This window comes from Hephaestia mangrovi (assembly GCF_019880555.1).
Classification (GTDB): domain Bacteria; phylum Pseudomonadota; class Alphaproteobacteria; order Sphingomonadales; family Sphingomonadaceae; genus Sphingomonas; species Sphingomonas mangrovi.
This window is the reverse complement of record NZ_JAINVU010000003.1, coordinates 11,079-24,384: the sequence shown is the minus strand read 5'-3', so window position 1 is coordinate 24,384 and position 13,306 is coordinate 11,079. Positions and strand designations below refer to the sequence as shown.

The window sequence follows — 13,306 nt, the reverse complement described above, 5'->3', positions numbered from 1 at the left end:
CAGCGATGATGGGGGGAAGTTGGTTGCGGGTGACCTCGCCTATGCTTTGGCGAGGTCATAACGATCGAACCGCGATGCTTTCGGGGGCAGCTTCGGCCAGCGGGTTGCGAAGGGGGAGGGCGAACGGGGCGGCTTCGATTTCGAACTGATCGCCCACCTGGGTCTCGATCTGGTCCGCGCAGGATAGCGTCGCTGTGCCGAAGAAATGAACGTGCACATCGCCCGGGCGGCGGAAACCGGGATATTTGAAATGGTGCGCTTCCAGATTGGCCAGCGTGTGCGACATATTGTCCTCGCCGGTCAGAAACGGCTTTTCCCAGAGCACCGCGCCGTCGCGGCGGATGCGACTGGTGCCTCGGATGTCCGTGGGGGGCGAACCGAGGAGAAGCTCCGCGCCCAGCGCCGCCTGGCGGAGTTTCGAATGGGCGAGCCACAGATAGTTGTGACGCTCAGTGACGTGATCGCTGAACTCGTTGGCGAGTGCCACGCCGAGGCGCCATGGCGCCCCGTCATCGTCGATCAGATAAATCCCGGCGAGCTCGGGCTCCTCGCCGCCATCGCCAGCGAAGAATGGCGAGGTGAGCGGCGCTTCGGGGCCAACCAGCGCTTGACCATCGCCCTTGTAGAACCATTCGGGCTGTTGGCCGGTTTGCCCTGGGGCCGGCTTGCCGCCTTCGACGCCTTCGAGAAACATGCGCATCGAATCGGTCTGATGTGCGGCCTCGGCCGCGGCCTTGTGCATGGCGTCACGGCCTTCCGCCGAGCCGAGATGCGTAAGACCGGTGCCCGCGAGCATTATCCTGGCGCTGTCGGGATGGTCGATCGCGGGCAGCAATCGCCCGGCATCGAGTGCCGCGGCCAGGTTCGCCGGTTCGGACGAGCGTCGCGCGCGCGCAGCGGCGGTGAGCGTCACCCCCTCGGCAAGCGCGGCCCTGGCAAGATCGAGCGTCGTCGAAACGCCGTCCAGGAAGAATGCCTCGTCGCCCTCGGCGAGAATGACGCGGCGCCTGCCATCGTCCGCGCGGTGCTGAATGAGCCGGCTATACATGGTTCGATCTCCTCAAACGGCTGACACCGATACGGCAGGGAGAGCCACGTGCGGCCGGCGGCCCCGCCGCACCGTACTGGAGGCAGATAGAGGCGGCCGCTTCTATCGCGATATGTTCGGCCGGCACCGGCAAGCATCCTCTCCCGCATTTGTCGCAACTTATTTGTCCGACTTAACTGGGAGGGCGGCGGTGTCAAGCAGGTTTGCCGTCGACCAGCCGTGGTTCGGGGGCGCCGTTCCGCAGCATCGGCGGCAGCAACGCCTCGGGCAGATCCTGATAGCAAACCGGCCGCAGAAACCGCTCGATCGCGAGCGTGCCGACCGAGGTCGATCGGCCGTCCGACGTTGCGGGGAAGGGGCCGCCGTGAACCATCGCGTGCGCGACCTCGACGCCGGTCGGCCAGCCGTTGGCGAGAATCCGGCCCGCCTTGCGCTCGAGGATCGGGACGAGTGGCTTTGCCGCATCGCTATCGGCGTCATCGAGATGCAGCGTCGCGGTCAGCTGGCCTTCGAGCGATTCGAGGATCGTGGCCAGCTCTTGCGCGTCCTTGCAACGGACGATCAGTGAAGACGCCCCGAAAACTTCCGCTGCAAGCGCCTGATCCGCCAGGAACTCGGCGCCGCTAGTCGAAAACAGCCGCGCCATTTCCCGTGCCACGCCATCGCCTTCGAGACCCGCGGCAAGCTCAGTCACCGACGCGTTGGCGGCGAGCGACGCGGTCCCAGCCGCGAAGGCCTTGCGAATGCCCGAGGTGAGCATTGGTTGCGGCGCATGCTGGCGAAGCTTTTCGGCGGCGGCGGCGGCGAAGGAATCCAGCCCCGGCCCTTCGATCGCCAGAACCAGGCCAGGATTGGTGCAGAACTGGCCAGCGCCCATCGTCAGCGATCCGACGAAGGCCTCACCCAGCGCCGCGCCGCGCCGGGCGAGGGCGGCCGGCATCAGCACCACCGGATTGACGCTCGACATTTCCGCGAACACCGGGATCGGCACGTCACGGGCATTGGCGAGCTGGACAAGGGCCAGACCGCCCGCACGGGATCCTGTAAAGCCCACCGCCGCGATCCGGGGATCGCTGACCAAGGCGGCGCCGATCTCGTTGCCGGGACCCCGAAGGTGCCCGAATACCCCGTCTGGCATGCCCGTCCGCTGCGCGGCCTTGGCAATAGCATCGGCCACCATCATGTCGGTTCCCGGATGCGCCGGGTGGCCCTTGACCACCACCGGACAACCCGCGGCGAGCGCCGCTGCCGTATCACCGCCTGCGGTCGAGAAGGCGAGGGGGAAATTGGAGGCGCCGAACACCGCGACCGGGCCGAGCGCCACCTTGCGCATGCGCAGATCGGGGCGCGGCAAGGGCTGGCGATCGGGCAGCGCCGGATCGATCCGAATCCCCAGCCAGGCGCCGTCGCGAACGGTTTGCGCGAACAGCTTCAACTGGTTGACGGTACGCCCGCGTTCCCCGGTCAGGCGTGCGACCGGCAGCCCGCTTTCGCGGCTGGCGCGCTCGATCAGCGCGTCGCCAAGCGCCATGATCTCTTCGCCGATCGCGTCGAGAAACGACGCACGCGCCTCGGCATCTGTCGAACGATAGGCATCGAAGGCCGCTGCCGCGGCGTTGCAGACGGCGGCAACGTCATCAATCGTGCTGGCGGAAAAGCCGGGCTCGAGGCGTTCGCCCGTATGAGCGTCGATCCCGTGGAATGTCTCCTGCTGGCTTGAATATGCCATCACTTTCTCCGTTCGATCTGTCTGAGTTATGCCCGTATAGTTATCGCCGGCATGAGCGACAACCTCGTCGCCGGTAATAACGGGGAAGACCAGCCGTACCGACGCCCCCGTTGCGACGGGGCGAGACAGGAGCGCCGGTCGCGCCGGACGAACCGACCGATTGTTCCCAGGCGATTGCCCCGCGTCGCTGCTATTTCGGTAGTCCCGCGACCGCAGGTGTGTCGGATGCCGGCATTTTGAGCGGATCGGTGACTTTCGCCCCCCACAGCGCGTAAAAGAGCGTGTACAGTTCGCACGCGGCTGTCAGCAGGAACGACATCTGCAAGCCATAAGTGTCGGCCAGCCAGCCCTGGACCACGACCAGTGCACCACCGGCGATCGCCATGATAAGCAGCCCGGAGCCTTCCTCGGTGAGCGGACCGAGGCCGCGGATGCCGAGCGTGAAGATCGTCGGAAACATGATCGAGTGGAAGAAGCCGACCAGAATGAGCGACCACATCGCGATCGGGCCGGTCGCGAACACCGTGACGATCATTACGGCAAAAGCGCCGATCGAAAATCCTGCCAGAACCGTCTCGGCGGGAATCCGCTGCATGATCGCCGATCCGAGGAAACGGCCGACCATCATCCCGCCCCACAGGAAGGTGAGATACCGCCCTGCTTCCTCGTGCGTCAGGTTGGCGATCTGCGGCTGGCTCACGAAATTGACGAACAGGTTGGCGACGCCGATCTCGGCGATCAGGTAGATGAAGATCGCGGGAACGCCGAACACCAGGTTGCGGTGCTTCCAGAGCGAATGCCGCTTGCGCTCTTCCTTGGCGACGCGGCTCGTCGCCGAGCCCATCGCGGGAAGCGGGAAGCGGGCGATGACGATCGCCAGGACGACGAGCACGACCGCGACCAGGACATAGGGCAGGATCACCGAATGCGCATCGGCGAGGCGGTCGGCCGGCGTGAGCACCGTGCCTGCCGTTGCCGTTCCGCTCTTTGATCTGCCGAGGATCAGATAAGCGCCGAAAAGGGGCGCCAGCATGGTGCCTGCCGAATTTAGAGCCTGAACGAGATTCAGTCGGGACGACGCGGTTTCGGCTGGACCGATCACCGCGACATAGGGATTGGCCGCGACCTGCAGCAGCGTGATTCCGCTGGCGATGATGAACAGCATGACAAGTGTGACGCCGTATGACGGAATGCTTGCGGCGAGCACCATGCCCAAAGCGCCGGCAGCCATGATGAGCAGCCCGACGACGAGCGATTTCTGATAGCCGATCCGCTCGATGAGCTTCGCCGACGGGATCGACGCGAAGAAATAGGCGATGAACCAGACCGATTCGATTAACGTCGTCTGCGTGTAATTGAGGTCGAACACGCTTTTCAGGTGCGGCAACAGTGTGTTGTTGATGACCGTGATGAAGCCCCACATGAAGAACAGGCTCGCGAGCAGCACGAGCGCCGGAACGTAAGTCGCGGTTGCGGCGCGGCCCGAGGGCGCTTTGATCGGTGATCCGGCTGATCCAGGCATATCACTCTCCATTGTGCCGTCGCTTCGCCGGTGAAGCCTTGCGTCGGTTCGATATGTCCGACTATATGCAAGCCGCGATATGGTCAACGCGTAAAAGGGCGCGTTTCACGGCGGGAGAGGTTCGAATGAAGATGCTCGTGATCGGAGCCGGGCTGTTTGTAGCTGCAGTCGGTGGCATCGTCGGCGCTGCACAGGCTGCGACTGCCGAGCGTGCCCCCTTCGGCAAACTCGCGGACGGTACTCGAATCGATGCCGTCACCCTCACGGGCGCGAATGGGGTAAGCGCGACGATCATTTCGTTCGGGGCGACTCTGCAATCGTTCAAGGTGCCGGATCGGAACGGTAAGATTGCCGACATCGAATTGGGATACGACACGCTCGAAGAGTATGTCGCCAGGCCCAATTACTGGGGCGCCACGATCGGCCGCTACGCGAACCGCATCGCCGGCGGCCATTTCGAGCTCGACGGCAAATCATACCAATTGCCGCTCAACGACAATGGCGTGAATTCGCTTCACGGCGGATCGATGGGGTGGGACCGCTTGCCATGGCGCATCGTGTCGGTGACGCAAGGCAAGGTTGCCAGCGTGAAGCTGGAGATCACCAGTCCCGCCGGCGATCAGGGATATCCGGGCACGGTGCATGCGACCGCGACCTATTCACTCGATGACGCCGGCAATCTGGTCATCGACTACGACGCGACCACCGACGCCCCCACCATCATCAACATGACCAATCATGCGATCGTGAACCTCGCCGGCGAAGGCGCGGAACGCGGCGTTCTGGGCGAGCGGCTGACGGTCCCTGCCTCGCGCTTCACGCCGGTCAACGCCAAGCTCATCCCCACCGGGGAAATGCGGCCGGTGGCCGGGACCGTGTTCGATTTCACCAAGGGACGAGTCATCGGCGACGGAATCCGCGACGGCAAGGATCAGCAGATCGTCTACGGCCGCGGATACGACCACAATTTCGTGCTCGACGCCGGTCTGACAGCGCAGCCGAAGCTGGCGGCCAAGCTGGAGGATCCGCAGTCCGGGCGTGTCCTCGAGGTGCTTTCGACCGAACCCGGCGTGCAAGTATATACGGGCAACTTCCTGGACGGCACCTATGTCGGGAAGGCCGGTCATGTGTACCGGATGGGCGACGGCATCGCACTCGAGCCGCAACGATTCCCCGACACGCCCAATCATCCCGCGTTCGGATCGGCCGAGCTGGTACCGGGCAAGCCCTATCATCACCGCATGATCTTCCGCGTTTCGACAACGCGTTGATCTGGAGTTTTTTTGGAATGAATGACATCGTTGACGTATCACGCAGACTTCGAAGCCGGGCGTGGTTTGATAATCTGGATAACGTCGACATGACGGCGCTTTATCTCGAGCGCTACCTCAACTTCGGCTTGAGCCTCGAGGAATTGCGTTCGGGAAAGCCGATCATCGGCATCGCCCAGACCGGCTCCGATCTGTCGCCCTGCAACCGCCACCATCTGGTGCTGGCGGAGCGCGTGCGCGAGGGGATTCGTGAGGCGGGCGGCGTCGCGATCGAATTCCCTACTCATCCGATACAGGAAACCGGCAAGCGGCCGACGGCGGGGCTTGATCGCAATCTATCGTATCTGAGTCTCGTCGAGATCCTCTACGGCTATCCGCTCGACGGCGTCGTGCTGACGATCGGCTGCGACAAGACCACGCCCGCCTGCCTGATGGCCGCGGCGACCGTCAACATTCCCGCGATCGCGCTTTCCGTAGGCCCCATGCTCAACGGCTGGTTCAAGGGCGAACGCACCGGATCGGGCACGATCGTCTGGAAGGCGCGTGAATTGCTGGCCGCCGGCACGATCGATGACGAGGAATTCATCAGGCTGGTCGCGTCGTCGGCGCCGTCGACCGGCTATTGCAACACGATGGGCACGGCGACGACGATGAACAGCCTCACCGAGGCGCTGGGCATGTCGTTGCCCGGATCGGCGGCGATCCCGGCGCCATATCGCGACCGCCAGGAAGTCTCTTACCACACCGGCAAGCGCATCGTGGACATGGTTCGCGAGGATCTGAAGCCCTCGGACATCCTTACCAGGCAGGCATTCCATAATGCGATCCGGGTGAACACGGCGATCGGCGGCTCGACCAACGCGCCGATCCACATTGCGGCGATCGCGCGCCACATCGGCGTCGACCTGCCGCTCGAGGATTGGGAGGAGCAGGGGCACGACATCCCGCTTCTCGTCAACCTGCAGCCGGCCGGCGAGTATCTCGGCGAAGACTATTATCGCGCCGGGGGCGTTCCCGCGGTGGTTCGTCAACTCATGGATCACGGGCTGATCGACGAGGCGGCGATGACGGTAAATGGCCGAACCATCGGAGAGAATTGCCGCGACGCCTTTATCGCCGATGAGAATGTCATCCGCCCGTTCGAGCGGCCGCTGGTCGAGAATGCCGGGTTCATCGTGCTCAAGGGCAATTTGTTCGACGCGGCAATCATGAAGACGAGCGTGATCTCGGACGCGTTTCGCCAGCGTTATCTGTCGAATCCCGATGATCCCGAAGCCTTCGAAGGGCCCGCAGTCGTGTTCGATGGCCCCGAAGACTATCATGCCCGGATCGACGACCCGGCGCTGGGGATTACGAGCAATACGCTGTTGTTCATGCGCGGTGCCGGCCCGATCGGTTACCCGGGATCGGCCGAGGTCGTGAACATGCGCGCGCCTGCTTATCTAATCACCGAAGGCGTGGGCAATCTTCCATGCATCGGCGACGGCCGGCAATCGGGCACCAGCGGCAGCCCCTCGATCCTCAATGCCAGCCCAGAAGCCGCGGCAAATGGTGGCCTCGCGCTGCTGGAGACCGGCGACCGGGTGCGCATCGATTTGGGCAAGGGTAGGGTCGACGTGCTTATCGACGATGCGACACTCGCGGCGCGTCGCCAACGGCTATTGGCTGCCGGCGGCTATCCTTATCCCGCTTCGCAAACCCCATGGCAGGAAATCCAGCGCGCGATCGTGGGGCAGTTGGATAGCGGCGCTATTCTCGAGGGCGCGGAGAAGTATCAGCGGATTGCGCAGACAGAAGGCGTGCCGCGCGATAGCCATTGAATTCGTTTCGGACGTTTCAAGCGTCGAGAGCAGCCTCGGTGTCGATCAGCGCTTGTTCGATCAGTTTTTCGGTCGCCTGGCGCGCGAGTTTGGGATCCGATTTCGCGATCGCTTCGAACAATATCCGATGATCCTCGATTGGATTATGGGGATGGCGGCTGGTGCGGTATTTGAAGAATGTGGTCCAACGAACCGCCGCCGAAATCGTGCTCGAAAGGCTGACGAGAAGTTCGTTTCCTGAGGCTTCCAGGATGATTGTGTGGAAGCGCTGATCGGCGGCCTGGCCGGTCTCTGTGGTCAGGCCGTGGGCGTCCATTTGTTCCAGCGCATGACCCAGCTGCGCCAGTTGGCGCGAACTGCGCCCAGCGGCAGCAAGCTCCGCGGCGGCGGGCTCGATTATCATCCGTAACTGGAACAGGTTTCTGACGAATTCGAGCGGGGGAGCGCCTTCGAACATCCAGCCGAGCAATTGCGGATCGAGCAAGTTCCAATCGCTGCGGTCGCGAACCCGGGTGCCTGCCTTGGGGCGGCTTTCCAGCAACCCTTTCGCCGTCAGCATGCGCAACGCTTCCCGAACGACGCTGCGCGAAACGCCCAATCGTTCGGCATATTCCACCTCGCCGAGCAGCACGGTTCCCGGCGGATGCCGGCCAGTGACGATGGCTATGCCGAGATCCTTGGAAACTTTCACATGAGAGGGTTCGTGCCGTCTACCGTTTGCCAATCGCCTCTCCTCGGGGCCTGCCTCAGCCGTTTCAGCGATGTCATCCTATCGGAACCGTCGCGATGGCCGTGAATACGGCAAGTTGCGCCGTCCTGCTAGCCCGTATGGCAGCAACTCGAGCATCCGCTTTCTATTGTCAGACAAGAGATGGCGCTATAGGGTGGTCCGGCATTCGATGGTCGTGCCAGGGGGTAATGGTCGCGCCTGGCGCCGATTAGTCCGGGCATAGGACCCGAACGACGATCAGGGAGAGGTATACAATGCCGAGGATATTTGCCGCAGCCGTGTTGATGCTCGCGTCCACCGCGTTCGCGCAGCCGAAAAACGCCACGGTGGATACGGTAGAAATTCATGCCAACACACCCGGTGCGACGTACAATCGGCATTTGTTCGGCCAATTCGCGGAGCACCTCGGGCATGGCATCTACGGCGGCCTGTGGGTTGGCGAAGATAGCAAGATTCCAAACGTGCAAGGCTATCGCAAGGACGTCATCGACGCGCTTCGCGAAATTCGCGTGCCCGAAATTCGCTGGCCGGGCGGATGCTTTGCCGACGAATATTACTGGCGCGAAGGCATCGGCCCGCGGTCCAAGCGGCCGGTGAAGGTCAATACCAACTGGGGCGGGGTTACCGAGGACAATTCCTTCGGAACGAACGAATTCATGAACTTCACCGAACTGGTCGGCGCGGACGCCTATGTATCAGGCAATGTCGGCTCGGCCCCGCCCAAAGACCTGCAGGAATGGGTCGAGTATATCACCTCGCCGACCAATTCTACCGTCGCCCAGGAACGGCGGGCGAACGGGCGCGACAAGCCGTGGAAGCTGGCCATGGTCGGGATCGGCAACGAGCTATGGGGCTGTGGCGGGAACATGTTGCCCGAATATGCGGCGGATGTGACGCGTCGCTACAGCACATTCATTCGCGCCCCGGAAGGGCAGCACATCATGAAGGTCGCCAGCGGCGCGAATTCCGATGACTATCATTGGACCGACGTCATGATGAAGAAAGCCGCGAGCGCCTTCGATGCGATCGGTGTCCATTATTACACCATTCCATATGAGTGGAAGCACAAGGGCGCGGCCACGGGTTTCGACGAGGACCAATGGGCCCGTACGCTCGTGAAGACCGAAAAAATGGACGAATTGCTGACCAAGCATTCGGCGATCATGGACAAATATGACCCCAAGAAGCGCGTGGCGCTTCTCGTCGACGAATGGGGAACCTGGTACGATGTCGAACCGGGCACCAATCCGGGGTTCCTCTATCAGCAGAACACGCTGCGCGATGCGGTCGTGGCCAGCCTTAACTTCAATATTTTCGCCCGACATGCCGACCGTGTGCGCGGCGCGAATATCGCGCAGATGGTCAACGTGCTGCAGGCGATGCTGCTCACCAAGGGCGACAAGATGGTCCGAACGCCGACCTATTGGGCGTTCGATATGTACAAGGATTATCAGGACGGCACCGTGCTTCCCGTCGACGTCACCGCGGGCTGGTACAAGAAGAACGAATGGACGTTGAAAGCGGTCAGCGCCAGCGCGGTGCGCGGCAAGGATGGCGTGATCCATCTCGGCATGACCAATGTCGATCCCAATCACGCGCAGCGGATTTCGATCAAGCTGGATGGTGAGCAGGCTCACGAAATTCACGGCCGCATCCTGACCGCGGCCAGGATGGACGCGCACAATACATTCGACGATCCGGATCATATCCGGCCCGTTTCGTATGACGGTGCCCATCTGTCAGGCGGCACATTGTCCGCAACACTTCCCGCCAAATCGATCGTGATGCTGGATATCAAATAATCGGATTGTTGGGGCGGCGGTTTCCTGCCGCTCCAACTTTGCCGACATGCCTTCCAGCATCGTCGGCCCCAAGCACGAACGCGATTGACGGCGCGCTGTCGCATGCGGGTCCCGGCGACATCGTTTCCGATCGGCTGGCTTATTGTTGTTTGACAAAAGAATTGGCGCCCTCTCGTGGAGCCGAGGTAATTCCGCCGAGCAAATGAGGGCGGCGCTCCACCTGTCATAAGCAACGCGAGTCGGAGCGGATCATCTGTTGCTATCGACGCTCGGCTCACGGGGCCGCGTTGCGCGTGGGCGAGCGACGCGCAGATCCGTCAAGTGATTTTGTCAGTCATTAAGTGACGGATTCTGCGCCAAAGCGTACAATTTTCAACGGTTTTGAATCACATTGATCATATTGTAGTTGATTGCACTTAAATTGTCCGATAAATGACATCTAAGCGCAATGGCGCTGTTTGCTGTCGTTAGGGAGGAATGCAGTGAAAAGGATCAGTCTATTTGGCGCGTCGGTTCTGGCGATCACGATGGCCGTACCGGGGGCGGCCTACGCCCAGGCAAGCGATCAAAACGGGTCGGCCGATGGCGCGGATCAGGCGTCCGATGCATCGGCGTCGGCTCGACAACTCGGACAAACCGGCGGGGCAGACGCTGCCCCCGTTGCAGCAGACAGCGCGCAATTACAGAATCCGCCGCAGGCGGCCGACATCGTTGTGACCGGCGTGCGCGCGAGCCTTCGGTCGGCGCAGGCGATCAAGCGCAATGCCAATCAAATCGTCGATTCAGTCCAGGCGCAGGACATCGGCAAGCTGCCCGACGCGAATACCGTCGAGGCGCTGCAGCGCATCACCGGCGTTCAAATCCAGCGCCGTTACGGCGAGGGCGCGACCGACTTCGATCACCGGACGCAGCCCGCGATCACGGTGCGCGGCCTGACGCAGGTCAGCAACTTCATCGACGGCCGTGCCGCGATCTCCGCCGCTGGCGGACGCACGCTTGATCTCGAGGCGCTGCCCCCCGAATTGCTTGCCGGAATCGACGTCTATAAGAACCCCCCGGCCAGCACGATCGAAGGCGATATCGCCGGCGTCGTGAACGTGCGGACGCGTTTGCCGTTCGATACGCCGGGCCAAGTGATCAGCGCCACGATCAAGGGGAATTACTATGATCGGGCGGACAAGTTCGGCTATTCGGCGTCGGGGCTTTACAGCAATCGCTTCGAGACAGGCGTCGGCGAAATGGGCATCCTGCTCAACGCCAGCTACGCGCAAAGCTATTACCGCCAGGATGCCATTCTCATTGGCGCTTATGGTCCCATTCCGGCGGGCATCACCATTCCGGGCGCTCCCGCCAATGCGCAAGTGCCCTATGGTGAGCAGATCTATGACGATGGCGGTGACCGCCGGCGGCTTGGTATTGCGGGCGCGTTCCAATGGCAACCGGCGTCGAATTTCCTGCTGACCGCGCAGGCGCTCTATTCCCGGTACAAATTTTACCGCCAGGGCAAATATTATTATTACAACAACAACGGCAACGCGGAAACGACTCCGCTCGACGGGGCCACGTTTACCTTTGATGATCAGGGTTATGCGACATCCGGATCGCTCGACCATCAGGTTTTCGAATCGTCGCGCTTCGATCAGGATCTTACCGATACGGTCGGAAACTATACGCTCAACGCGAAATGGGACGTTTCGGACAAGCTCCACGCGACGTTCGATGCTCAATATCTGAAGTCGAGCTACAATGCCGATCGCAACGGCTTCGTCATTTCGCTCTATGACCAGACAGGTGAAACGCCCTATACCGCGCTGCATCAGAGCATCGTCGATTTCGATCTGCGGGGATCGCGGCCGGTATGGAATGTTCGCGATCCGGGCCTGCTATCCGATCCGAACAATTATGCCTTCACCTACATGGCCGATGCCATCCAGCGGAACGATGCCGATCAACTCGCGCTTCGCTACGATCTTGAATATGACGTCGAGGGCGGCCTGTTGCAGAAGCTGCGCGCCGGGGTTCGCTACGCCGACAGCACGATCGACCTGCGCGGCACGTGGAATGCCTTTTGCCTTGTGCCCAGCGGCCCCAACCCGGCTTGCAACACGCCGGCTGGCGTCTCCTTCGTGCCGCTGTCCGATCATCCAGAACTAGCTTTGAGTGGGCCGACGCCCAACTTCTTCGATGGAAAGACCCTCACCGGCGGAATTCTGTACCCGAATTTCGAACCGGGGAGCAGCCTGTGGGACAGCCTGACCAAGACCGAAGCCCTGTTCGGTGCGACGCCGAAGGATTATTTTGCGCCGGCGGACCTCAACCATCAGACCGAGCGGACGCTCGCGTCCTATGCTTTGGCTGAATTCGGTAGCACGGCGGCGGGACTGCCGTTCGATGGCACGGTCGGCATTCGCGTCGTGCGAACCCGCACTGGATCGGCCGGCACCGTTTTCAACAGTGACGGCACCGAAGCGCCGATTGATGTCCAACGGACCTACGTCAAGGCTTTGCCGAGCTTCAACCTGCGTCTCCACCTGACCGATAATTTGCAGGCGCGCGTGGCCTATTCGAAATCCTTTGCGCGCCCGAACTTCGATCAAATGTCGACCAATGTAACGCTCAATCCGGCTACGGACGTCAGCCCCATCACCCATCGACCAAGCGGCGGATCAGGCAACCCCTATCTGCGGCCGATCACTTCGGACAATTACGACGCGACGCTGGAATGGTATTTCGCGCCCACGGGATCGGTCACGGTTGGCGCTTTCTACAAGAAGGTCAACGGCTTCCTGGCCAGCGGCACGGTCGTTCGGACGTATAACGGTACTGCCTACGACATCGGAACGACCGTCAATTCAGGCAACGGAACGATCAAGGGATTCGAGGCGGCCTATCAGCAGTTCTTCGATTTCCTGCCCGGCCTCCTGAGTGGTCTCGGCATTCAGGCCAATTACACCTTCGTCGACAGCAACGTGACCAACCCCTTCGCTGTCGCCGGTTCCGATATCCCGACACGGGTTCCGCTCGAGAAGCTGTCCAAGCACAGCTATAATCTCGTCGGGCTGTACGAGAAGGGGCCGGTATCTGCGCGCCTGGCTTGGAGTTGGCGTGGTAAATATCTCGATACGACCTATGGCAGCGGCGCCAATGGCATCCCGCAATTCCAGAAGCCTTATGCGTCGCTCGACGGCTCGATCAGCTATGATCTGAACAAGCACATCGCGGTGTCGATCGACGCCGTGAACCTGACCGACCGGATGAACGTGACGTACATCGGAACGCCGAGCCAACCGCTCCAATATACGCTCAACGATCGACGGTTTGGCATCTCGGTGCGGGCGACTTATTGATCTCCCCTCTACCGGCGCGCGTTAGGGCGCGCGCCGG

General features: G+C 61.9%; 8 protein-coding genes. 4 read left to right on the top strand and 4 right to left on the bottom strand.

The window, feature by feature from the left end; translation table 11 throughout:
- Window positions 1-55: 55 nt before the first annotated feature.
- The 3 genes from araD1 to K7G81_RS07560 all read right to left on the bottom strand — a co-directional run bounded on the left by araD1 (window position 56) and on the right by K7G81_RS07560 (window position 4,299).
- Window positions 56-1,048, bottom strand: coding sequence for an AraD1 family protein (gene araD1, locus K7G81_RS07570; RefSeq protein WP_223030187.1), 993 nt, complete (start codon window positions 1,046-1,048; stop codon window positions 56-58).
- Window positions 1,049-1,241: 193 nt separating this feature from the next.
- Window positions 1,242-2,777, bottom strand: a complete 1,536-nt coding sequence (locus K7G81_RS07565) for an aldehyde dehydrogenase (NADP(+)) (RefSeq protein WP_223030186.1) — start codon at window positions 2,775-2,777, stop codon at window positions 1,242-1,244.
- 190 nt (window positions 2,778-2,967) lie between these two features.
- On the bottom strand, window positions 2,968-4,299 hold the full coding sequence (locus K7G81_RS07560; RefSeq protein WP_223030185.1) for a sugar MFS transporter: 1,332 nt from the start codon (window positions 4,297-4,299) through the stop codon (window positions 2,968-2,970).
- Window positions 4,300-4,430: 131 nt separating this feature from the next.
- Between K7G81_RS07560 and K7G81_RS07555 the strand changes: the two genes are divergently transcribed.
- Together K7G81_RS07555 and K7G81_RS07550 are read left to right on the top strand one after the other, a co-directional pair.
- Window positions 4,431-5,570 (top strand): aldose epimerase family protein, encoded by a 1,140-nt coding sequence (locus K7G81_RS07555; RefSeq protein WP_255586849.1) that lies wholly within the window; start codon window positions 4,431-4,433, stop codon window positions 5,568-5,570.
- 17 nt (window positions 5,571-5,587) lie between these two features.
- Window positions 5,588-7,390, top strand: coding sequence for an IlvD/Edd family dehydratase (locus K7G81_RS07550; RefSeq protein ID WP_223030183.1), 1,803 nt, complete (start codon window positions 5,588-5,590; stop codon window positions 7,388-7,390).
- Between the two features lie 16 nt (window positions 7,391-7,406).
- On the opposite strand, the gene K7G81_RS07545 is transcribed toward K7G81_RS07550, so the two are convergent.
- On the bottom strand, window positions 7,407-8,081 hold the full coding sequence (locus K7G81_RS07545) for a FadR/GntR family transcriptional regulator (protein WP_369412055.1): 675 nt from the start codon (window positions 8,079-8,081) through the stop codon (window positions 7,407-7,409).
- A 293-nt stretch (window positions 8,082-8,374) separates the two neighbouring features.
- Here K7G81_RS07545 and K7G81_RS07540 point away from each other — a divergent pair, with 293 nt between their 5' ends.
- Both K7G81_RS07540 and K7G81_RS07535 read left to right on the top strand, forming a co-directional pair.
- On the top strand, window positions 8,375-9,922 hold the full coding sequence (locus K7G81_RS07540) for an alpha-N-arabinofuranosidase (RefSeq protein WP_223030181.1): 1,548 nt from the start codon (window positions 8,375-8,377) through the stop codon (window positions 9,920-9,922).
- 713 nt (window positions 9,923-10,635) lie between these two features.
- On the top strand, window positions 10,636-13,269 hold the full coding sequence (locus K7G81_RS07535) for a TonB-dependent receptor (RefSeq protein WP_369412054.1): 2,634 nt from the start codon (window positions 10,636-10,638) through the stop codon (window positions 13,267-13,269).
- The last annotated feature ends 37 nt before the right edge of the window (window positions 13,270-13,306 follow it).